At 68.4% G+C, this 23,559-nt stretch carries 16 protein-coding genes and 1 tRNA gene; 2 read left to right on the plus strand and 15 right to left on the minus strand.

Going from position 1 to position 23,559, the window contains the following annotated elements:
• Positions 1-81: 81 nt before the first annotated feature.
• Positions 82-4,425 carry a DEAD/DEAH box helicase gene (locus tag FHR56_RS08460; RefSeq protein ID WP_160947086.1) on the minus strand — a complete coding sequence of 1,448 codons (4,344 nt, stop codon included), beginning with the start codon at positions 4,423-4,425 and terminating at the stop codon, positions 82-84.
• 536 nt (positions 4,426-4,961) lie between these two features.
• On the opposite strand from FHR56_RS08460, the gene FHR56_RS08465 reads away from it, so the two are divergent.
• Positions 4,962-5,288 (plus strand): DUF3175 domain-containing protein, encoded by a 327-nt coding sequence (locus tag FHR56_RS08465; RefSeq protein WP_019797593.1) that lies wholly within the window; start codon positions 4,962-4,964, stop codon positions 5,286-5,288.
• A 102-nt stretch (positions 5,289-5,390) separates the two neighbouring features.
• The gene (locus FHR56_RS08470; RefSeq protein ID WP_160947087.1) at positions 5,391-6,734 is read left to right on the plus strand and encodes an EAL domain-containing protein; all 1,344 of its coding nucleotides are present in this window, start codon (positions 5,391-5,393) and stop codon (positions 6,732-6,734) included.
• Between the two features lie 354 nt (positions 6,735-7,088).
• Here the strand turns inward: FHR56_RS08470 and pnp are convergent, their stop codons facing one another.
• The 14 genes from pnp to nuoI form a co-directional block, all read right to left on the minus strand.
• Entirely contained in the window at positions 7,089-9,197 is a 2,109-nt protein-coding gene (gene pnp / locus FHR56_RS08475) for a polyribonucleotide nucleotidyltransferase (protein ID WP_160947088.1), read from the minus strand.
• Between the two features lie 164 nt (positions 9,198-9,361).
• Positions 9,362-9,622, minus strand: a complete 261-nt coding sequence (gene rpsO, locus FHR56_RS08480) for a 30S ribosomal protein S15 (RefSeq protein WP_019797620.1) — start codon at positions 9,620-9,622, stop codon at positions 9,362-9,364.
• 203 nt (positions 9,623-9,825) lie between these two features.
• Entirely contained in the window at positions 9,826-10,752 is a 927-nt protein-coding gene (gene truB / locus FHR56_RS08485; protein WP_160947089.1) for a tRNA pseudouridine(55) synthase TruB, read from the minus strand.
• 201 nt (positions 10,753-10,953) lie between these two features.
• Entirely contained in the window at positions 10,954-11,367 is a 414-nt protein-coding gene (rbfA, locus tag FHR56_RS08490) for a 30S ribosome-binding factor RbfA (protein WP_019796602.1), read from the minus strand.
• Positions 11,368-11,486: 119 nt separating this feature from the next.
• Positions 11,487-14,195: a translation initiation factor IF-2 gene (infB, locus tag FHR56_RS08495; protein WP_160947090.1), complete on the minus strand. Its 2,709-nt coding sequence runs from the start codon at positions 14,193-14,195 to the stop codon at positions 11,487-11,489.
• 95 nt (positions 14,196-14,290) lie between these two features.
• Entirely contained in the window at positions 14,291-15,802 is a 1,512-nt protein-coding gene (gene nusA, locus FHR56_RS08500; RefSeq protein ID WP_160947091.1) for a transcription termination factor NusA, read from the minus strand.
• The gene (rimP, locus tag FHR56_RS08505; RefSeq protein WP_019796233.1) at positions 15,799-16,404 is read right to left on the minus strand and encodes a ribosome maturation factor RimP; all 606 of its coding nucleotides are present in this window, start codon (positions 16,402-16,404) and stop codon (positions 15,799-15,801) included. Before rimP ends, nusA begins: the two co-directional genes overlap by 4 nt.
• Before the next feature lie 207 nt (positions 16,405-16,611).
• A tRNA-Met gene (locus FHR56_RS08510) sits at positions 16,612-16,688 on the minus strand.
• Positions 16,689-16,894: 206 nt separating this feature from the next.
• Entirely contained in the window at positions 16,895-18,370 is a 1,476-nt protein-coding gene (gene nuoN / locus FHR56_RS08515) for an NADH-quinone oxidoreductase subunit NuoN (RefSeq protein ID WP_184502609.1), read from the minus strand.
• Positions 18,371-18,406: 36 nt separating this feature from the next.
• Positions 18,407-19,909 carry an NADH-quinone oxidoreductase subunit M gene (locus FHR56_RS08520; RefSeq protein ID WP_160947093.1) on the minus strand — a complete coding sequence of 501 codons (1,503 nt, stop codon included), beginning with the start codon at positions 19,907-19,909 and terminating at the stop codon, positions 18,407-18,409.
• A gap of 20 nt (positions 19,910-19,929) precedes the next feature.
• Entirely contained in the window at positions 19,930-22,104 is a 2,175-nt protein-coding gene (gene nuoL, locus FHR56_RS08525) for an NADH-quinone oxidoreductase subunit L (RefSeq protein ID WP_160947094.1), read from the minus strand.
• Positions 22,105-22,111: 7 nt separating this feature from the next.
• The gene (gene nuoK / locus FHR56_RS08530; protein ID WP_017908131.1) at positions 22,112-22,417 is read right to left on the minus strand and encodes an NADH-quinone oxidoreductase subunit NuoK; all 306 of its coding nucleotides are present in this window, start codon (positions 22,415-22,417) and stop codon (positions 22,112-22,114) included.
• A complete protein-coding gene (locus FHR56_RS08535) occupies positions 22,414-23,061 on the minus strand; it encodes an NADH-quinone oxidoreductase subunit J (protein ID WP_019796545.1) in 648 nt (215 codons plus the stop codon). Before FHR56_RS08535 ends, nuoK begins: the two co-directional genes overlap by 4 nt.
• 9 nt (positions 23,062-23,070) lie before the next feature.
• A complete protein-coding gene (gene nuoI / locus FHR56_RS08540; protein ID WP_012915532.1) occupies positions 23,071-23,559 on the minus strand; it encodes an NADH-quinone oxidoreductase subunit NuoI in 489 nt (162 codons plus the stop codon).

Consider the following 23,559-nt stretch of genomic DNA (forward strand, 5'->3'; position numbering starts at 1 on the left):
CTTTAATTTGTAGACAGAATGTGAAAGCAGCGCCGATATACCGGCATCGCGATGCGCGGCCGCGGGCGGGGCGCAGCGGCTTCACACCATCGGCAGCGCCACGACCGTTCGCCGTTCCGACGCACTGCCACCGCGCAACAGCCGCTGCGCTTGCGCATGCTCCTCGGCATCCATGTCCTGCAGCGGCTCGAAGCGCTCGCCGACCCAACTCGCCATCGGCACACCATCCCGGTACAGCACGCGCGCGCCCGCCACCCGCGGCACGCGCGCGCCGGGCAACACGCCGCCGAGCAGATTGGCCGGATCGGCGGCGGCCACGCACACCCAGCTGCCGTCGCCGGGCTGGCGGCGCACCTGCCGCAGCAGGCCGATCGCCTCCGGCAGGGCGAACTGTTCGCCGGACAGGCCGTCGATGAAGCGCCCACCGCGGATCTCGCCACGCGCCTCCAGGCGCTGGTAGACCCGCAGCAGCTCGCGCCACGGCGGCAGCCACGCCGCCTCGCGCTCGAGCAGGCGCCAGCAGACTACGCCGTAGCGGCGCAGCAAGGTGCGCGCGACATGCTCGACCGCCTCGCTGCGCGCGGCCGGGTCGTCGGCCTCGGCACCGGCGCGCAGTACCGCCCAGCGCCCGGCATCCTGGATACCGCCGTACAGCGCCATGCGCGGCCGCCGCCGCGACAGCGCCGAGGGCCGCTTCGATGCCGGCACCAGCAAGGCGCGCAGGCCGGCATAGCTGTCGCAATGGACCCGGCCGGCGGCGACCAGTTCGGCCAGTGCCGCCTCCAGCTCGGTGGACAGCAGGCGCGTGGCCTCGGCGATCTCGTCGAAGAACGAGGCGCCGTGCGCCTCGAGATGGTCGGCCACCTTGCGCGCGCGCGACCCCAGCGCGCCGGCTTCCGGCGCTGGCGACAGCCGCGACCACTGTCCGGCGCTGCGCCGCGGCAGCAGCAGGATCGGCGTGCTGCGCAGCGTCGGCGCGGCGCCGCCGGCGCCGGGGCGCAATCGCGTCCACAGCGTACGCCCGGCGCTGCAGGCCTCGTCCAGCCATGCCGGGCGGTAGTCGCGCACCCGTGCCGGCAGCAGTTCCGCCTCCCACAGCGGCGCCGCCGCCTCCACGCCCTCCAGTTGCGCCAGCACCGCGCCCAGCGCCTCGGCGCCCTCCACCTGACCCTGCGCATCCAGATGCTGCCAACGGAACAGGAAGCGCGCGTAGTCGCGCGGCGCCACCGGCTCGATCTCGCGGCGCAGGCGGCCGAGGGTGTAGCGGTGGATGCGCGCCAGCAGGTGCCGCTCGCACCATTCCTCGGCAGTGGCGTCGGCGCTGAACCGCCCGCCCAGCACATAGCCGTCCTGCTGCAGCGCCAGCAACCCGGCCTGCACTTCGCGCAGCGGCAGGTGCAGCGGCGCCGCCAGCGCCTCGGCGGTGACCGGCCCCAGCCCGGCCAGGCGCCAGCGCAGCAGTTCGCGCAACGCGCTGTCGCGCTCCCAGTCGGCGACCGCGTAGCCATCGGGTACGGCGATGACCGGTTGCGCGCCGGCCTGCGGATACAGCGGCGCCACCGCCGCCAGCGCCTCGGCCGCCACCCACAACGCCGCCGCGGCGCCGTCGACGCCACGCAGGCAGGTGGCCCGCGCGTCTTCCGCCAGTTCACCCAACCACTGCCGCCACTGCGGCTGTGCAGCGACCTCGTCCGCGCTCACCGCGCCGAGCGTGAGCAGTGCCTCGTGCATCTCGTCGCGGCTGCGCGGCTGCGGCCAGGCCTCCTCGCGCACCGCGGCGATCGCCTGCGGATCCAACTGGCCGAGATCGTCGGCATTGTCCGGATCATGGTAGCGACGGCTGTGCACCGCCTGGGTCCGCCGTTCCTCCAGCGGGGCGTCGTCGAGAAAGGCATAGGGCCGCGCATCCAGCGCCTCGGCCGCCAGCGGCGACGGCGCGGTCAGTTCGCGCGCCAGTACGCGCACGTCGCCGGCCTCGAGGTGGCGCAGCAGTTGCAGCCAGCCGGCGCTGTCCATCGCCTCGTCCAGGCAGTCGCGCAGGGTCTGCGCCACCAGCGGGTGCTCGGGAATCTCGCGCTCGCCGACAAGATTCTCCGCGCACGCCACCTGGTCGGGAAACACCGTGGCCAGCAGATCCTCGGACTTCATCCGCTGCAATTGCGGCGCGACCTTGCGCCCGCCGGTGAAGCGCGGCAACGCCAGCGCGTTGGTGGCGTTCCAGCGCCAACGCACGCCGAACAGCGGCGCGTCCAGCAACGCCTGTACCAGCACGTCCAGCGCCGAGGCGGCGCGCAGGTAGCGCGCCACCTCGTCCAGGGCGAAGCTGTGCCGGGTCGACAGCGACAGCACGATCGCATCCTCGGTCGCGGCCGCCTGCAGCTCGAAATTGAAGGTGCGGCAGAAGCGCTTGCGCAGGGCCAGGCCCCAGGCACGGTTGATGCGGCTGCCGTAGACGCTGTGGATCACCAACTGGGTGCCGCCGGTGGCGTCGAAGAAACGTTCCAGCACGATGCACTGCTGGGTCGGCAAGGCGCCCAGCGCCGCATGCGCGCGGCCCAGATAGTCGACGATCTGCTGCGCGGCGGCCGCATCCAGCGCCAGCGGCCCGCACAGCCACTGCAGCGCCTGCGCCGCCCCGCCCTGCGCCAGCGCCTGCTCGACCTCCGCCCGCAGCCGTGACACGCCCAGCGACAGCGCGTCGCTGCGCCCCGGCGCTTCGCCGATCCAGAACGGGATGTTGGGCGGCGCACCGCGCGCGTCCTCCACCCGCACCCGCCCGGCTTCCACGCGCAGGATGCGGTAGCTGGCGTTGCCGAGCTGGAACACGTCGCCGCCCAGGCTTTCCACCGCGAAATCCTCGTTGACCGTGCCGATGGTCTGCGCCTGCGGCTCCAGCACCACGCTGTAGTCGCCGGTCTCGGGGATGGTGCCGCCGGAGGTGAGCGCCGCCATCCGCGCGCCGCGGCGCTGGCGTACGCGGCGATGCACCGCATCGCGATGCAGGTAGCCGGCGCGCGGCCCCAGCCGCGTGCTGAAGCCTTCGCTGAGCATGCGCAGCACCGCGTCGAACTGCGCGCGCGGCAACGCCGCATACGGCCAGGCGCCACGCACCAGCGCATACAGCGCGTCTTCGTCCCACTCCTGGCAGGCCACCTCGGCGACGAGCTGCTGGGCGAGCACGTCCAGCGGCGCATCGAGCATGCGCAGCGCATCCAGTTCGCCGCGGCGCACGCAATCCAGCATGGCCGCGCACTCGACCAGGTCGTCGCGCGACTGCGGGAACAGCCGCGCCTTCGGCGTGCCGCCCACCGCATGCCCGGAGCGGCCGGCGCGCTGCAGGAATGCGGCGATCGACCGCGGCGAACCGAGCTGGCAGACCAGGTCGACGTCGCCGATGTCCAAGCCCAGTTCCAGCGACGCGGTCGCCACCAGCACCTGCAGTTCGCCGGCCTTGAGCCGGCGCTCGGCGAGCAACCGGGTCTCGCGCGCCAGACTGCCGTGATGCGCCGCCACCGCCTGCGCGCCGAGCAGTTCGCCGAGATGCCGGGCGGTGCGCTCGGCCATGCGCCGGGTGTTGACGAACACCAGGGTGGTGCGGTGCGCGCGCACCAGTTCGGCCAGGCGCGTATACACCTGCTGCCACTGATCGGCGGACATCGTCACGCTGAGCGGCGTCGGCGGCACCTCCAGCGCCAGGTCGCGGGCGCGCACATAGCCGATGTCGACGATGGCGCAGTCCGCCTCGCCGTCGTGCACCGCCGCGCTGCCCACCAGAAAGCGCGCGACCGCATCGATCGGCTTCTGCGTCGCCGACAGGCCGATGCGCAGCGGCGGCACTTCGCACAGATGCTGCAGGCGCTGCAGCGACAGCGCCAGATGGCTGCCGCGCTTGTTCGCTGCAAGCGCATGGATCTCGTCGACGATCACCGTGCGCACATGGCGCAGCGTCTCGCGCCCGGACACCGAGCCGAGCAGCACGTACAGCGACTCCGGCGTGGTCACCAGCACGTGCGGCGGACGCCGCCGCGCCTGCGCGCGCTCGCGCTGCGGCGTATCGCCGGTGCGCACCGCGGTGCGGATCTGCACATCCGGCAGGCCCAATGCCGCCAACTCGGCGCGGATGCCCTGCAGCGGCGCCTCGAGATTGAGCTGGATATCGTTTGAAAGCGCTTTCAGTGGCGACACGTACAGCACCTGGGTGCGGTCCTGCAGGCCGCCGTCGCGCAGGCCTTCACGCACCAGCGCATCCAGCGCGGCGAGGAACGCGGTGAGGGTCTTGCCGGAGCCGGTCGGCGCGGCAACCAACGTGTGCCGTCCGGCCTGGATCGCCGGCCACGCCGCCGCCTGCGCCGGCGTGGGCGCAGCGAAACGCTGTTCGAACCAGCGTGCAACGGCGGGATGAAAGCGCGTGTGCGCCAACGACATGCGATCTCCTGTACCGCCGAGGTGCGGCGCGCAGCGATGCCACGTTTTGCGCATTGTCCACGCGACTGTCTCGCGTCATCGCCTCGCCAATGAAAATGGTGACGTTATCTAGGCAATCAAGCGCATTCGCATGCGAGTGCTGTTTTTATGGGGTTTTCCATTAAGCATTCATCGAACGACATAATGTCTACCACTCGCTCCGCAGAGCGCGGTTATGTTGTCGACGGCATCACGTATCTCGGCCTAGCGTTTGCGCAGACGCGCAAGCTTCGTTTCCGGGGACGGAATGCGGCACGGCAACACAAGCGAACACTGCTATCGCCCATCACGCGCGCGGGACGCTCCACCACCCGCGCACGCGGTTGCGGCGGCACGCGTTCGCCTCGCCTTCCGCCTCCCGTCTCTCTTCGATGTCGAACTGCCGCCGCCTCGTGGCGAGCGGCAGCGATGGCGGCGGCATCCGCCATCGGGTCCTGCATTGCCGGACTGCGCATGCGTTGCACCTCTCCATCCGCCATCGCCAAGGAGCATCACCAATGGCACAGAGCAGCCCGTATCTCTCCAGCAACGACCTGAGCCAGCGCCGCAGCAGCGACGCGCCGCAGTCGCTCGGTGTCGCGCCGAACGTGTTCGAAGGCAACGACCCGGCCGCGATCGCACGCGCGCTCAAGCAATCGGCCGACCTGCACGCACGCCGCCGCACCGGTCCGTATCGTTCGGCCATGTCGATGCTGACCTTCTACATCAATCGCGCCGGCGATCAGTTGCCGGCGCAACGCCGACAGATCCTGGAGCAGGCCAAGGACGAGTTGCGCAGCCTGTACGGCAAACCGCGCAAGGGCGACGCCGGCGACAGAGCGTAAGCGGCCACGCAGCGTGATGGAGCGATCAGTTCCGCACGCTGCCTGAGCCTGGTGCATCTCGCCCGATTGCCGTCCTCCGACGCATTGCCACATGATGCGGACATGGCCAAGGCATCCGACATCTCGGACCTCATCCAGCACGCTGCCGCCGCGACGCAAGACGACGCGGCGCTGCTGTCGCGCATCATCCTGGCGCAGGGCGAGATCGCCGCGGCCGGCGGCGATCCGCTGCAGGTGGTCGACGTGGTCACCCGCCGCGCGCAGGAGCTGACCCGCTCCAACGGCGCCGTGGTGGAGATGTGCGACGGCAAGGACATGCTGTACTGGTCGGCCAGCGGCGTCGCCGAACGCCACCTCGGCCTGCGCCTGCCCAGCAACGGCAGCCTGTCCGGCCTGTGCATGCGCAGCGGCCAGGTGTTGCGCTGCGACGATTCGGAAATCGACCCACGCGTCGACCGCGCGGCCTGCCGGCGCATCGGCCTGCGCTCGATGCTGGTGGTGCCGCTGCGCTATGGCGACCGCAGCATCGGCGTGCTCAAGGTGCTGGCGCCGCAACCCGATGCCTACAGCGCGCAGGACGTGCGCACGCTGGAACTGCTGGCGACCCTGGTCGGGGCGACGCTGGCGCTGGCGATGGACCGCGCCGCGCTGCAGACCGACATCGCGCGCCGCCAGGACGTGGAGAAACACGCGTTTCGCGAGAAGGCGGCGATCGCCACCCGCATCCGCGAAACCATCGCCGGTGGGCGCCTGCAGATCGTGACCCAGCCGGTGCTGGCGCTGGCATCGCAGCGCATCGTCGGCGTGGAAGCGCTGTCGCGCTTCCCGGCCAATCCGGCGCTGCCGCCGCTGCGCTGGTTCGACGATGCGAGCCGGGTCGGGCTGGCGCTGGAGCTGGAACTGGCTGCCGCGCGCAAGGCGCTGGACCTGCTGGCGCAGTTGCCGGCACCGGTCTACCTGGCGATCAACGTGTCCGCGCAGACCCTGCTGCATCCGCAACTGCAGGCGCTGCTACACGGCCACGACCTGTCGCGGATCGTGCTGGAGATCACCGAGCAACTGCAGGCACCGGACTATCCGCGCCTGTCCGAACACATCGGCCTGCTGCAGCGGCAGGGCCTGCGCATCGCCCTGGACGATGCCGGCACCGGCTTCGCCAGCCTGCGCCACCTGCTGCACCTGGCGCCGGACATCATCAAGCTGGACCTGACCCTGACCCGCGGCATCGACGCCGAACCGCGCCGGCAGCGGCTGGCGATGGCGATCCTGTCCTTCGCCGCGGAAACCAATGCGGACGTGGTGGTCGAAGGCATCGAGACCGAGAGCGAACTGGCGACGCTACAGGCGCTGGGCGCGCGCTACGGCCAGGGCTACCAGCTCGCCCATCCCGGGCCGCTGTCGGCGCACCTGGCGCGTTATCCGGCGATCGGCGACGGCATCGGCTGAGGACTTCCACCGCACGCGCGGCGCTGGTCCTCGGTTCGGGGTCACCCCAGGCATTCCCAATAGATCGCCATGCCGGCCTGGTCGCGGCTGAAGCCGCTCCTACGAAAGCGTACGCTACGGGCGCGACAGCCACCCTCGCCGACCCTGGGCCGCTGTCAGCGCATCTGCAGACGCTCTCCAGCGATCGCCAACGGCCTCGGCTGAGCCGCGGGTCAGGCGCTCCATCATCCTAGGGCGGCCTCAGCCGCGACGCGGCGTCACCGTTGACGCCCCGTCGCGCTGGCGCAAACGCCAGGCAAGAAAAAAGCGGGCCGAAGCCCGCTTTTCCCTGGAACGACGCTGGCAGCGCGCGGCTTATTCGGCCGACACGCCCTCGCCTTCCTCGACGGCCTTCATCGACAGGCGGATGCGGCCCTGCTTGTCGACTTCCAGCACCTTGACCTTGACCACGTCGCCTTCCTTCAGCTTGTCGCCGACCTTCTCCACGCGCTCGCTGGAGATCTGCGAGACGTGCACCAGGCCGTCCTTGCCCGGCAGGATGGTCACGAACGCGCCGAAGTCCATGATCTTGGCGACCTTGCCTTCGTAGATGCGGCCCGGCTCGACGTCCGAGGTGATCTGCTCGATGCGCGACTTGGCGGCCTGCGCCGCGATCGCGTTGACCGAGGCGATGACGATGGTGCCGTCGTCCTGGATGTCGATCTGGGTGCCGGTTTCCTTGGTGATCGCCTGGATGGTCGAACCGCCCTTGCCGATCACTTCGCGGATCTTGTCCGGGTGGATCTTGATGGTCAGCAGGCGCGGCGCGTAGTCGCTCAACTCCGCACGCGGGCTGGTCAGCGCGCTGGCCATCTCGCCGAGGATGTGCAGGCGGCCGGCCTTGGCCTGGGCCAGGGCCTGCTTCATGATTTCCTCGGTGATGCCTTCGATCTTGATGTCCATCTGCAGCGCGGACACGCCCTCGGCGGTACCGGCGACCTTGAAGTCCATGTCGCCCAGGTGATCTTCATCGCCCAGGATGTCCGACAGCACCACGAAGTCGTTGCCTTCCTTCACCAGGCCCATGGCGATACCGGCCACCGGCGCCTTCACCGGCACACCGGCGTCCATCAGCGCCAGCGAGCTGCCGCACACCGAGGCCATCGACGAGGAACCGTTGGATTCGGTGATTTCCGACACCACGCGGATGGTGTACGGGAACTCTTCCATGGTCGGCATCACCGCCAGCACGCCGCGCTTGGCGAGGCGGCCGTGGCCGATCTCGCGACGCTTGGGCGCGCCGAAGCGGCCGCACTCGCCCACCGAGTACGGGGGGAAGTTGTAGTGGAACAGGAAGTTTTCCTTGTACTCGCCGGAGACCGCGTCGATCACCTGGCCGTCGCGGGCGGTGCCCAGCGTGGTGACCACGATCGCCTGGGTCTCGCCGCGGGTGAACAGCGCCGAGCCGTGGGTGCGCGGCAGCACGCCGGCCTTCACGCTGATCGGGCGCACGGTGTCCAGCGCACGGCCGTCGATGCGCACCTTGGTGCTCAGCACCGAACCGCGCATGGTCTGGTATTCCAGCTCGCCGAATTCCTTGGCCAGGTCGGCGGCGACCCAGTTCTCGGCGGTGGCGCGCGGCGCCAGCTGCGCCAGCACGTCCTTCTTGATCGCGGCGATGGCATCGCGGCGCTGCAGCTTGTCGCGCACCTGGAAGGCGGCGGCCAGCTGATCGCCGACGGCTTCCTTCAGCGCGGCGATCATGGCCTCGTTCTTGGCCGGGGCGACCCACTCGGACGGCTTGGTGCCGGCTTCGACGGTCAGCTCGTTGATCGCGTTGATGACCTTCTGCATCTCGCGGTGGCCGAAGGTGACCGCACCCAGCATCACTTCTTCGGACAGCAGCGCGGCTTCGGACTCGACCATCAGCACGGCGTTGGCGGTACCGGCGACGACCAGCTCCAGCTGCGATTCCTTCAGATCCGACACGGTCGGGTTGAGGATGTACTCGCCGTTCTTGTAGCCGACCTTGGCGGCGCCGATCGGGCCCTTGAACGGGGTGCCGGCCAGCGACAGCGCGGCCGAGGCACCGATCAGCGCGGCGATGTCGCCGTCGATGTCCGGGTTCATCGACATCACCGTGGCGATGATCTGCACTTCGTTCTTGTAATCCTCCGGGAACAGCGGACGGATCGGACGGTCGATCAGACGCGAAATCAGCGTCTCCTTCTCGGTCGCACGGCCCTCGCGCTTGAAGAAGCCGCCGGGGATGCGGCCGCCGGCGTAGAACTTCTCCTGATAGTCGACCGTCAGCGGGAAGAAGTCCTGACCTTCGCGCGCGCTCTTGGCGGCGACGGCGGTGACCAGCAGTACGGTGTCGTCCATCTTGACGATGACGGCACCGCCGGCCTGGCGGGCGATCTCGCCGGTTTCGAGGGTGACGGTGTGCCTGCCGTACTGGAAGGTTTTGGTGATTTTTGCCACGGGGTTTCCTTGGATGATGCTGTCTGCAAATGGACCGCTGACGGCCCATGCCGCTGGCGGGTGGCCGGGAGGATCCGGCCGGTGGCGCGGAGCGATCCCCGGGCCACGGTACTACCCAAAACAAAACCGCGGCGCATCGCTGCGCCGCGGTGGGGTTCGTTGCCTCAGCGACGCAGGCCGAGCTTCTCGATCAGCGCCTTGTAACGCTCGCCATCCTTCTTCTTCAGGTAGTCGAGCAGGCTGCGGCGGCGGTTGACCATCTGCAGCAGGCCGCGGCGGCTGTGGTGGTCCTTCTTGTGGGTCTTGAAGTGGCCGGTCAGCTGCTCGATGCGGGCGGTCAGCAGGGCGACCTGCACTTCCGGCGAACCGGTGTCGGCAGCGCCGCGCTTGTTTTCTTCGATGACTTTCTGGGTGTCGATGGACATGAGGTTTTCTCTGAGATGCGGGGCCGGCAGGAACGTGCGAAGGACGCACCGCCTGGCTCGCCGATTGCGAAGGATTGCGCCGGAGCGCAGCGTGCCGGAAAGGCCGCGAAATTGTACCGGCCCTGGCCCGGAGGAACAAGGCGTTAAGACAGCGTCATGACTGAACGACAGTCAGGTGGCGGCCGATGCGCCTGCCGTTGCGGTCACGGATTGAACATGCGCTGCGGCGCCAGCAGCCCGCTGGCATCGACCTGGCCCAGGCCCAGCAGCACCCCGTCGGCGTCGAACACCGCGGCCAGGCCGGGCGCCCAGGCCGGATCGCGCAGGCGCTGGCCCATGCGGAAACGCTGCGCCGCAGCATGCTCCAGCCGCACCGGCGGGAAATCGGCCAGGCCGGCGGCCAGCGGCAGCACCAGCGCCTCCAACGCCGCCGGATCCTGCGCGGCCAGTTGCTGAAGATACTCCAGGGTCACCATCTGCGGCGTGCGGAACGGCTCCACCCACAGCCGTCGCAGCGCGGCGATGTGCGCGCCGCAGCCCAGCGCCTCGCCCAGGTCGCGGGCCAGGCTGCGGATGTAGGTGCCGGACCCGCAGGCCACATGCAGGCGCAAGCGGTCGCCGGCGTGGGCGAGCACGTCGATCGCATGCACCTCGACCTCGCGCTCCGGCGCCTCGATCGCCTCGCCGCGGCGCGCCTTGACGTACAGCGGCTCCCCGCCCTGCTTGAGCGCGGAGTAGATCGGCGCGCGCTGGCGGATGCGCCCGCGCAGCGGCGCCAGCGCCGCCTCCAGCGTCGCCGCGTCCAGCGGCGGCACCGGCCGGGTCCGCAGCACCGCGCCCTCGGCATCGTCGCTGTCGGTGGTGACCCCTAGCACCACCTCCGCCTCATAGGCCTTGGCCGACCCGAGCAACAGCCCGGCCAGCTTGGTCGCCTCGCCGAAGCACAGCGGCAGCAGCCCGGTGGCGAGCGGATCCAGGCTGCCGGTGTGGCCGCCCTTCTCGGCACGGAACAGCCGCCGCGCCGCCTGCAGCGCCGCGTTGGAACTCATGCCGATCGGCTTGTCGAGCAGCACGATGCCGTCGAGGCGACGGAAGACGATACGGGGCAGACGCGGGCCGAAGACGGGCATGGGGTGAGGGCGGGGATTCGGGATTGGAGATTCGGGATTGGCGGATCCGACCCCCAGCATGGCGCGGGCGAACGGCACGCATGGAACAGCGTGACGCCAGACGGATGAAAGAGCGCCGCGATCGCGACTGCGAAACGGGCGCTCGCATTCGGCGCCCGCACTCAAACACTGGGAGCCGACGCCGCGGCGTCGGCAGCGGACTCAGTCCTTGCGCGGCGCCGTTTCGGCGTCGTCGGCGGCATGGCCGTCGTCGTCCTGCTTCTGCTGCAGTTCCGGAATGTCGCGCAGCAGGTTGTCGATGCGCTCGCCGCGATCGACCGAATCGTCGTAGTGGAAATGCAGTTCGGGCACATGGCGCAGCTTCATCGCCCGCGCCAGTTCGCTGCGCAGCTGCGGCGCAAGCTCGCGCAGGCCCTTGACCGCCTCGACCGAACGTTCCGGCATCAGCGCGGTGACGAACACCTTGGCATGGGCCATGTCGCGGGTGACTTCGACGTCGGACACGCTGACCGACGGCAAGCCGTGATCGCGCACGGCCGCATGCACGATCGTGCCGAGGTCGCGACGGATCTGCGCGGACACGCGATCGGTACGGTGGAAGGATTTGGTCGGCATATTAGGTCCGGAATCTCTTTAATTCGGGACCCGGGACCCGGGACCCGGGACCCGGAAAAGCAAAAGCCGTTGCTCTTGCCTTTCCGGGCTCCCGGGTCCCGGGCCCCGAGTCCCGGCTTTCACAGCGTACGCTGCACTTCGATGCGCTCGAAGCACTCGATCTGGTCGCCGGCCTTGACGTCGTTGTAGGCCTTCACGCCAATACCGCACTCGGTGCCGTTGCGCACTTCGTCGACGTTCTCCTTGAAGCGACGCAGCGATTCCAGCTCGCCCTCGAACACCACGGTGTTGTCGCGCAGCACGCGGATCGGCTTGTTGCGCTTGACCACGCCCTCCACGACCATGCAGCCGGCGACGGCGCCGAACTTGGAGCTGCGGAACACGTCGCGCACCTGGGCGATACCGATGATCTCTTCGCGGATCTCCACGCCCAGCAGGCCGGACGCCACCTGCTTCACCTGGTCGATCACGTCGTAGATGATCGAGAAGTAACGCAGGTCGATGCCGTTGGTCTCGATGATGCGCCGCGCCGAGGCGTCGGCACGCACGTTGAAGCCGATCACCGTGGCCTTGGACGCCAGCGCCGAATTCGCATCGGACTCGGTGATGCCGCCCACGCCGGAGTGGATCACGTTGATGCGGATCTGCTCGTTGGACAGCGCGGTCAGCGACTGCTTCAGCGCTTCCACCGAACCCTGCACGTCGGCCTTGATCACCAGGTTCAGCGACAGCTGGCCCTCGCCCTTGCCGAGCTGCGACATGATGTCTTCCATGCGGCTGCCCGCCGTGGACACCAGGCGCGACTCACGGCGCTTGGTCTCGCGCTGCTGCGCCACGTCCTTGGCCAGGCGCTCGTCGTCGACGACCACGAAGTCGTCGCCGGCATCCGGCACGCCGGACAGGCCGAGCACCTGCACCGGGATGGACGGACCCGCGGAATCCGGCTGCTTGCCGGTCTCGTCGAACAGCGCACGCACGCGGCCGTACTGGATGCCGCACACCAGGTAGTCGCCCTTCTTCAGCGCGCCCTGCTGCACCAGCACCGTCGCCACCGGGCCGCGGCCCTTGTCCAGCGAGGACTCGATCACCACGCCGCTGGCGCGACCTTCGGCCACCGCGCGCAGTTCCAGCACTTCGGCCTGCAGCGAGATCGCGTCCAGCAGCGTGTCGATGCCCTGGCCGGTCTTGGCCGACAGCTCGACGAACTGGGTGTCGCCGCCGAACTCTTCGGCGACCACGTCCTGCGCCAGCAACTCGTTCTTGACCCGCAGCGGATCGGCGCCGGACTTGTCGATCTTGTTGACCGCCACGATCAGCGGCACGCCGGCCGCCTTGGCATGCTTGACCGCCTCGACCGTCTGCGGCATCACGCCGTCGTCGGCGGCGACCACCAGCACCACGATGTCGGTGAGCTTGGCGCCGCGGGCGCGCATCGAGGTGAACGCGGCGTGGCCCGGGGTATCCAGGAAGCTGATGACGCCGCGGTCGGTTTCGACGTGGTACGCGCCGATGTGCTGGGTGATGCCGCCGGCTTCGCCCGAGGCGACCTTGGTGCGGCGGATGTAGTCCAGCAGCGAGGTCTTGCCGTGGTCGACGTGGCCCATGATGGTGACCACCGGCGGCCGCGGCAGCTTCTCGCCCTGCGCGTCCTCGGTGTGCGCCAGCAGCGCGTCCTCGGCGTCGGCACTGCCCGCACGCACCGGCTTGTGGCCGAGCTCTTCGGTGACCAGCGCCGCGGTGTCGTGGTCGATGGTCTGGGTGATGGTGGCCATCACGCCCATCTTGAACAGCGCCTTCACCACGTCGCCGCCCTTCAGCGCGAGCTTCTGCGCCAGGTCGGCCACGGTGATGGTGTCGCCGATCGCCACTTCGCGCACCACCGGCGCGGTGGGACGCTCGAAGCCGTGCGCGCCGCCGCCGCTGCGCGACGGCTCGGCCTGGCGACGGCCGCCGCTGTGGCTGCCGCCGCGCGGCTTGCCGCGCACGTTGGAACGGCGCGCACGGTCGGCCGCGGACAGGTGCAACTGGCCGGCGAAGCGGCTGGTGCTGTCGTCGTCCTCGACACCGGCGACCATCACGTGCGAGCCGCGGGTCTTGTGCTTGTTGTTGGCGTTGTTGCGGTCGTCGCTGCGCGGGGCCGCCGGCTTGGCCGGATGCGCCGCACCGGCCGGACGCGGCGCCACCGCCGGACGCGGTGCGCGCGGCGCAGCGGCGGCGTTGCGGTCGGCGGCAGGCGCGGCCGGCGCCGCAGCCGGCGGCGCCGACTCGGCTTCCAGCGCCGCCTGCGCGGCGCGCTGCTCGGCCTCGGCGCGCTCGCGCGCTTCCTGCTCGGCCTTGCGCTTGCGCTCGATTTCCTCGGCGCGCGCACGGTCCTGCTCGGCGAGCTTCTGCTGCTCGGCCAGGTTGCGCTGCTTGGATTCCTCCAGCTTGCGCAGGATCTCGGCCCGCTCGTCGTCCACCCGTCCGCCCGCGGACGGCGCCGCACGCTCGGCGGCCAGGTCCTCGGCCGACTTCACGTAGGTGCGCTTCTGCCGGACCTCGACGTTGACCGTGGTCTTGCTGCGCCCGGCGCTGACCGTCACTTCCTGCAGCTTGCGCCGGTTCAGGGTGATCTTCTTCGGCGCCGCCTGGGCCTCTTCCTCGACCGGCTTGTCGGTCTTGCCGTGGGTACGGCGCAGGAAGCCCAGCAGCTTCATCTTTTCGGTGCTGGTGACGACCTGGTCGGGACCGCTGAACTTCATCCCGGCGTCGGCCAGTTGAACCAGCAGTTTCTCGACCGGCGTGTTCACCAGTTCGGCCAGCTTGCGGATGGTGGTTTGCTGCGACATTCGGATCCTATGATCTGGTTGGCGCCCCCTCGCCGCGTGCGAAGGTAGCGCGGATTCTAAGCCCTGATCGGGTCAGGGCGGCATTCATCGCTGACTCATTCGCCGCGCTCCAGGCGGGCGATCTCCTCGGCGCGGGCGGCCAGGATCAGGGCCGCGGCGCGGTCCTTGTCCAGGTCCTCGATGCCGAACTCGAGGATTTCGTCGGCAGCCAGATCCGACAGGTCCTCGCTGGTGCGTACGCCATGGCCGGCCAGCGCGTAGGCGGTGGCTTCGTCCATGCCCGGCAGCGACAGCAGGTCCGCCGCCGGCACGCCGTCGTCGTCGCTCTCCTCGGCGGCCAGCGCCTCGTTGAGCAGCGCGTCGCGGGCACGGGCGCGCAGTTCCTCGACAATGTCCTCGTCGAAGCCTTCCACCGCCAGCAGCTCGCCAACCGGCACGTAGGCGATTTCCTCGACCGAGTTGAAGCCCTCGGCGACCAGGATCGCGGCGATCTCCTCGTCCACTTCCAGCTTGTCCATGAACAGCTGGCGGGCCACGGCCTGCTCGGCCTCGGACTTGGCCGCGACCTGCTCGGCGGTCATCACGTTGAGCTGCCAGCCGGTCAGGCGGCTGGCCAGGCGCACGTTCTGGCCGCCCTTGCCGATCGCCTGGGCCAGGCGGTCTTCCGCCACCGCCAGGTCCATCGAGTGCTTTTCTTCGTCGACGATGATCGACTGCACCTCGGCCGGCGCCATCGCGTTGATGACGAAGTTGGCCGGGTTGTCGTTCCACAGCACGATGTCCACGCGCTCGCCGTTGAGCTCGTTGGACACCGCCTGCACGCGCGAACCGCGCATGCCGATGCAGGCGCCGATCGGATCGGTGCGGGTGTCGTGCGCCAGCACCGCGATCTTGGCGCGGTCGCCCGGATCGCGCGCGCAGGCCTTGATCTCGACCAGGCCCTGGCCCACTTCCGGCACTTCCAGCTTGAACAGCTCGATCATGAATTCCGGCGCGGCGCGGCTGATGAACAGCTGCGGGCCGCGCGGCTCCGAACGCACTTCGGCCAGGTAGCCGCGCACGCGGTCGCCGGCGCGCAGCACATCGCGCGGAATGCCCTTGTCCTTGGGAATGAAGGCCTCGGCGTTGCCGCCCAGGTCCACGTAGATGTTGCCGCGCTCGGCGCGCTTGACCACGCCGGTGACCAGCTCGCCGACGCGATCCTTCCACGCGTCCACCACCTGCTGGCGCTCGGCCTCGCGCACGCGCTGCACGATCACCTGCTTGGCGGCCTGCGCGGCGATGCGGCCGAAGTCCGGATTCTCGATCTGCTCTTCGATGTAGTCGCCGACCTCAACGCCCTCAGCCTCGTCGACCGCGTCCATCAGGCGGATCTGCCGGTCGGGCGACTCCATCACCACGTCGTCGGCCACCACTTCCCAACGCCGGAAGGTCTCGTAGGTGCCGTCCTTGTGGTCGATGGTGACGCGCGTCAGCACGTCCTGGTCGGGGTAGCGCTTCTTCGCCGCCGACGCCAACGCGGCCTCGATCGCATCGAAGATCACTTCGCGCGGCACGCCCTTTTCGTTGGCCACCGCGTCGACTACCAGCAACAGTTCCTTGCTCATTCTTTCGCTCCGCGCGCAGCCTCGTCGGCCGCCGGTTCGTTGGATGGTTTCTTATTGGATTTTGCGTTCTTGCCGGCCGGCTTCGGCCCCTTGCCCGGCTTGGTCGGGGCCAGGCCCAGCGCCGCCCAGTCGGGCATGATCCGCGCCTTGTCGATATTGTCGAAGTCCACCGCCAGTTCGGCGCCGTCGACCTCGAAGGTAATGCGGCCGGCATCAGCGTCGGCCTGCACGATGCGCCCCTGCAGGCGCCGACGGCCCTGCTGCGGCAGCTTCAGCACCACCTTGGCCGATTCGCCCAGGTGGCGGGAAAACTGTTCAGCGCTGAACAGCGGCCGGTCCACGCCCGGCGAGGACACTTCCAGCGTGTAGTTGCCGCTGATCGGGTCTTCCACGTCCAGTTGCGCCGAGACCTCGCGGCTGACCCGCTCGCAATCGTCGATATTGACCACGCGCTCGGGCTGCTCGGCCAGCGGCACGTCGATGTACAGGCGCAGCGTGGCGCCGCCGGGGGCCGGCAGATATTCCGCGCCCAGCAGTTCCAGGCCCAACGCGTCCACGGTCGGGCCCAGCAGAGTCGCGATTTCGTTTGCCTTGTCGCTCACAGCCTGCCTTGCATCTGAAAGGGTTGAAGAGTCGGTTGCGTGCATTTTCCGGACCCCGGAAACGACAAAGGGCCCTCTGGGCCCCTTGTCCGGTAAAACTCCGGTCACGCTGGATTCCGGTTGCGACGACGGGAACATGCGTCATCACGAAGCCCAGATTTCCCTGCCGCAGACAACCGATGCGCTGGTTGCCGCTGCAGACAAATATGGTAGCGGGGGCAGGATTTGAACCTGCGACCTTCGGGTTATGAGCCCGACGAGCTGCCAGACTGCTCCACCCCGCAGCAGAAGCGGAATTATGAAGAATCAGTGCGTCGATTGCAAGCCCTGATTTTCATCTCGACGCGGTAGCGAGGCTGCCGTGCGAAGGACGCCATGATAACCGCACACGATGGAAAACGAAACAGCAATCGCATCGCCGAATGCAAAAACGCCGACGCCGCCTTGCGGCGGCGTCGGCGGAAACGACGGGAAAACCGCCCTTTCGCGATCAGGCCAGGTGCGCGAAGGCGCGCTGGCACCACGCCATCAGCGGGCTCCAGGCCAGGCCGAAGGCCAGCAGGCCCAGCGCGTTGACGCCCAGCGCCACGCCCAGCACGCGATCGTCGTTGGCCGGCAGCGGCGAGCCGACCGGCTCGTCGAAATACATCACCTTGATCACGCGCAGGTAGTAGAACGCGCCGATCACCGCGCACAGCACCGACAGTACGGCCAGGCCGGTCCACCACAGGTTCTGGTCGGGCACCGCGACCACCGCGCCCAGCACCGCCAGCTTGGCCCAGAAACCCAGGAACGGCGGCACGCCGGCCAGCGAGGCCATGATGCACAGCACCAGCAGCGCCATCCACGGGTTGCGCGCGTTCAGGCCCTTGAAGTCGTCGATGTTCTCGGCCTCGAAGCCCTTGCGCGACAGCGCGATGATCGCGCCGAACGAGGCGGTGGACATCACCGCGTAGCAGATCGCGTAGAACAGCGCCGCCGCATAGCCGCGCTCGCCGCCGCCGGCCACGCCCAGCAGCAGGAAGCCGATGTGCGAGACCGTGGAGTACGCCAGCATGCGCTTGAGGTTGCTCTGCGCCACCGCCATCAGGTTGCCGACCACCAGCGACAGGGCCGCCAGGCCGCCGATCACCCAATGCCACTGCGCCGCCAGCGGACCCACGCCCACTTCCAGCAGACGGTAGGCCATGCCGAACGCGGCCAGCTTGGAGGCCGAGCTGATGAACAGCGCGATCGGCGCCGGGGCGCCCTGGTAGACGTCCGGCAGCCACATGTGGAACGGCGCGGCGCCGAGCTTGAAGGCGACGCCGGCGATCATGAACACGGTGCCGGTGAGCAGCAGCATGTGCTCGCGGCCGTTGCCGATCGCCTCGTGGATGCCGCTCAGGCTCAGCGTGCCGGTGGCGCCATAGATCAGCGACATGCCGTACAGCAGCAGGCCGGAGGCCAGCGAACCGAGCACGATGTACTTCATCGCCGCTTCGGTGGCCATGCCGTTGTCGCGGTTGGAGGCGACCAGCGCGTAGGAGCACAGCGCCAGCAGTTCCAGGCCCAGGTACACCATCAGCAGGCTGCCGGCCGACACCAGGATCATCATGCCGACCGTGGCGAACAGCACCAGCACCGGGATCTCGCCCTGGTACAGATTGCGCTCGCGCAGGTAGCTCCAGCCGTAGATCAGGGTCAGCGCGCTGAGGCCGACGATCACCGTCTTCATCACGTCGGCGGCGGCGTCGCGCACGAACATGCCCTGGAACACCTCGCCCTGCCCGCCCACGCCGGCCAGCAGCATCGCGAACACCGCGACCAGGATCGCCACCGACACGATGTGGGTCCAGGCCTTGTTGCGCTCGCTGACGAACAGATCGAGCATCAGCAGGAAGAAGGCACCGGCGGTCAGCACCAGCTCGGGCAGCAGGGGCGGCAGGTCGACGGTGGTCAGAGGCAGCAGCGCAGGGGTGGTCATCATCAAATCTCTGGAATCAATACGCTCGACGGCCGCTTACAGCTTGCTGGTGGCGATCTGCGCCGCCAGCTTCGCGATCGAGGGCTCCATCAGGTCGGTCAACGGCTTCGGATACAGGCCCAGGGCCAGCACGCCGAGCGCGAACACGCCCAGCACCAGCGCCTCGCGGCCGTTGATGTCCTTCAGCTCGGCGACGTGCGCATTGGCGACCTCGCCGAAGAACACGCGCTTGTAAAGCCACAGGGTGTAGGCGGCGGTGATCACCAGGGTGGTCGCCGCGCCGAAGGCCAGCAGCGGGTGCTTCTGGAAGCTGGCCATGATGACCATGAACTCGCCGACGAAGCCGCTGGTGCCCGGCAGGCCCGCGTTGGCCATGAAGAACAGCATCGCGAAGGTGGCGAACCACGGCATCACGTTGACCACGCCGCCGTAGTCGGCGATGCGGCGGGTGTGCATGCGGTCGTACAGCACGCCCACGCAGGAGAACATGGCGCCGGACACGAAGCCGTGCGAGATCATCTGCACCATCGCGCCCTGCAGGCCCAGCCGCGCGGCGTCAACGCTGCCGAAGCCGACCAAACCAAAGGCGACGAAGGTGCCGAGGGTGACGAAGCCCATGTGCGCGATCGACGAGTACGCGATCAGCTTCTTCATGTCGTCCTGGACCAGGGCGACCAGGCCGACGTAGATCACCGCGATCAGCGACAGCGCGATCACCAGCCATGCCCACTCGTTGCTGGCGTCGGGCAGGATCGGCAGGTTGAAGCGCAGGAAGCCGTAGCCGCCGATCTTCAGCGCGATCGCCGCCAGGATCACCGAACCGGCGGTCGGCGCTTCCACGTGCGCGTCCGGCAGCCAGGTGTGCACCGGGAACATCGGCACCTTGACCGCGAAGGCGATCAGGAAGGCGAAGAACAACCAGGTCTGTTCCTTCGAGGTCAGCGAGAGCTGGTACAGGTCGGCGAGCTGGAAGCTGCCGCCCTTCAGGTACAGGTAGATCAACCCGACCAGCATCAGCACCGAGCCGAGGAAGGTGTACAGGAAGAACTTGACCGCGGCATAGATGCGGCGCGGGCCGCCCCAGATGCCGATGATCAGGAACATCGGGATCAGCATCGCCTCGAAGAACACGTAGAACAGCATCGCGTCGGTGGCGGAGAAGATGCCGACGGTGACGCCTTCCAGGATCAGGAACGCGGCCACGTACTGGTTGACGCGCTTGTCGATCGAGGTCCACGCGCCGATCAGCGCCAGCACCGTGACCAGGGTGGTCAGCACGATCAGCGCGACCGCGATGCCGTCGGCGCCGAGGTTGTAGCCGATGTCGTACGCCGGGATCCAGGCGTGGGTCTCGACGAACTGCAGCGCGTCGCTGGCGTAGTCGAAACCGGTGAGCAGCGGCACGCTGAGCGCGAAGGTCAGCAACGCCACCAGCAGCGACGCCCAGCGTGCCGCACGCGCGTCGCGCACGGCGAGGACCAGGGCGCCGCCGATGATCGGCAGCCAGATCAGGATGGAGAGTAGAGGCCAGTTCGACACGTGTTCTTATTCCGTACAGGTCAACGCCAGAAATGCATCAGCACGCCCAGCAGGGCAATGAGACCGACGATCATCGCGAAGGCGTAGTGATAGAGGAAACCGGATTGCGTGCGACGCAGCAGGTTGGCCGCCAGGTCGATCACGCGTGCGGTGCCGTTGACCATGACGCCGTCCACGACATGCGTATCCACCGCACGCGACACCTTGCCCAGGCGCACGCCGCCGCCGGCGAAACCGCCGATCCAGAGCTTGTCGAAACCGTACTTGTTCTCGAGGATCCACACCGGCACCGAGAAGGTCTTGCGCGCCTTCGCCGCCAGTTCCGGCTTCCACAGGTACAGGATCCAGGCCAGGGCGAAACCGGCCAGGGTCAGGAAGAACGGCGGCTGGGTCAGGCCATGCAGGGCGAACGCGACCGGGCCATGGAACTCCTCGGCCAGCGCACCGACGGTGTCGCGCGCCGGGTCGTAGAAGTCGACGATGCCGGTGAAGAAGCTGACCGCCTGGCCCTTGATCGCCGCCGCGGCATGCTGCCCCGCCCAGTCGGTGCCGAACAGCATCGGGCCGATGGTGAAGAAGCCGATCGCGATCGACGGGATCGCCAGCAGGATCAGCGGCACCGTCACCACCCACGGCGACTCGTGCGGCTCGTGAGCGCCATGGTGGCCGTGGTGGTCGTCATGCGCATGCGCGTCGTGCGCATCGTGCGCGTGGGACTGCGCCTCGGCGTCGGTGTGGGCGCTGTCGTGGTGGGCGTGCACGTCGTGCGCATGCGCATCGCGGAAACGCTCCTGGCCGTGGAAGGTCAGGAACAGCAGGCGGAAGCTGTAGAAGCTGGTGATCAGCACGCCGCCGAGCACGGCCATGTAGCCATAGTTTTCGACGCTCCAGAACGGCATCCCCTCGGCGTGATGCGCGGCCGCCTCGATGATGGTGTCCTTGGAGTAGAAGCCGGCGAAGAACGGGGTGCCCACCAGCGCCAGGGTGCCGATCACGCTGGTCCAGTAGGTGATCGGCATGTACTTGCGCAGGCCGCCCATCTTGCGCATGTCCTGCTCGTGGTGCATTCCGATGATCACCGAGCCGGCCGCCAGGAACAGCAGCGCCTTGAAGAAGGCATGGGTCATCAGGTGGAACACCGCCGCCGAGTACGCCGACACGCCCAGCGCCACGGTCATGTAGCCCAGCTGCGACAGTGTCGAGTAGGCCACCACGCGCTTGATGTCGTTCTGCACGATGCCGATCAGGCCGGTGAAGAACGCGGTGGTGGCGCCGACGACCAGCACGAAGTTCAGCGCGGTCTGCGACAGTTCGAACAGCGGCGACATGCGCGCCACCATGAAGATGCCCGCGGTGACCATGGTCGCGGCGTGGATCAGCGCCGAGATCGGCGTCGGGCCTTCCATCGAGTCCGGCAGCCACACGTGCAGCGGCACCTGCGCCGACTTGCCCATGGCGCCGATGAACAAGCAAATGCAGATGATGGTGGAGACGTTCCAGGCCTGCCCCGGGAGCAGCTGCACCTGGGCCAGGCCGCCGGCGGCCTCGTTGCCCAGCACCGCGGTGGCGTTGGCGAACACACTGGCGTAGTCCAGCGTGCCGAACCACAGCAGCACGCCGGCGATGCCGAGGATGAAGCCGAAGTCGCCGACGCGGTTGACCAGGAACGCCTTCATGTTGGCGAACACCGCGGTCGGGCGCTTGAACCAGAAGCCGATCAGCAGGTACGACACCAGGCCCACCGCTTCCCAGCCGAAGAACAGCTGCAGGAAGTTGTTGCTCATCACCAGGCTCAGCATCGAGAAGGTGAACAGCGAGATGTAGCTGAAGAAGCGCTGGTAACCCGGGTCATCGGCCATGTAGCCGATGGTGTAGATGTGCACCAGCAGCGACACGAAGGTCACCACCACCATCATCATCGCGGTCAGGCGGTCGACCATGAAGCCGACGTGGGCCGAGTAATGGCCGACCTCGAAGAAGGTGTAGAGGTTCTGGTTGAACGGCGAAGCGCCCTGCCCCACCAGCTGGTACAGGGTCCAGCACGACAGCGCGCAGCTGACCGCGACGCCGAGGATGGTGGCGAACTGCGCGCCCTTGCGGCCGACCTGACGGCCGAACAGGCCGGCGATGATGCTGCCGACCAGCGGGGCCAGCACCACCGCGATCAGCAGACTCTTGGAGAGCGTAATTTCCATCTGCAGGTCAGCCCTTCAGCGAATCGACTTCGGCCACGTTGATCGTGTGGCGGGTACGGAACAGCGTCACCAGGATCGCGAGGCCGATGGCGGCTTCGGCCGCGGCCACGGTCAGGATGAAGAACACGAACAACTGGCCGGCGGCGTCGCCGAGCTCGCGCGAGAAGGCGACGAAGTTGATGTTGACCGACAGCAGCATCAGCTCGATCGACATCAGCAGCACGATGACGTTCTTGCGGTTGAGGAAGATGCCGGCCAGGGCGATGCAGAACAGCACCGCGCCGAGCGCCAGCAGATGGCCTAGGGAGATCATGGCTGGCCCTCCTGCGATGCCGGCGGAGTGTGGAGCGTGGGCTTCTCGGCGTCCATCTTGACGATGCGCAGACGGTCGCTGGCCTTGACCCGCGACTGGTCGCCCGGGTTCTGGGTCTTGATGCCGGTGCGCTTGCGCAGGGTCAGCATCACCGCGGCGACCACCGCCACGGTCAGGATGATCGCGGCGAACTCGAACGGCAGCAGGAACTGGGTGAACAGGGTCTTGGCCAGCCAGGTGATGTTGGAGGTGTCGGCGGCCTGGGCCGCGGCGTTGTCGGCCGGGAACGGCGCCGCGCTACGCGCCTTGACCCCGATCAGGGTGACCATCTGCACCAGCATCGCCACCGCCACCACCAGGCCGACCGGCAGGTAGCGCACCCAGCCTTCGCGCAGGCGGGCGGTGTCGATGTCCAGCATCATCACCACGAACAGGAACAGCACCATGACCGCGCCGACGTAGACCAGCACCAGGGTCACGCCGAGGAACTCGGCGCCCACCAGCAGCCACACGCAAGCGATGGAGAAGAAGGTCAGGATCAGGCACAGCACCGCGTACACGGGGTTGCGCACGCTGATCACCGCGCCGGCGGCGACCGCGGCGATGGTGGCGAAGATCCAGAAAGCGATATTTACCCAATCCATTTCGGAACCTCAGCGGAAGGGAGCGTCGGCAGCGCGGCGCTCGGCGATCTCGGCCTCGAGCCGGTCTCCGATCGCCAGCAACTGCGGCTTGGTGACGATGTTCTCGCCGCGCTTCTCGAAGTGGTACTCCAGCACCTGGGTCTCCACGATCGAATCCACCGGGCAGCTTTCCTCGCAGAAGCCGCAGTAGATGCACTTGAACAGGTCGATGTCGTAGCGGGTGGTACGGCGGGTGCCGTCCTCGCGCTTGGTCGAGTCGATGGTGATCGCCAGCGCCGGGCACACCGCCTCGCACAGCTTGCAGGCGATGCAGCGCTCTTCGCCGTTGGGATACCGGCGCAGCGCGTGCAGGCCGCGGAAACGCGGCGACTGCGGGAACTTCTCCATCGGGTACAGCACGGTGTACTTGGGACGGAACGTGTACTTCAAGGTCAGCCACAGGCCGCCGAGCAGCTCGAGCAGCAGCAGGCTCTTGAAGTAATGGGTGATTTTATTCAT

The sequence above is a fragment of the Xanthomonas sp. F10 genome, from assembly GCF_014206815.1.
Classification (GTDB): Bacteria; Pseudomonadota; Gammaproteobacteria; order Xanthomonadales; family Xanthomonadaceae; genus Xanthomonas_A; species Xanthomonas_A indica.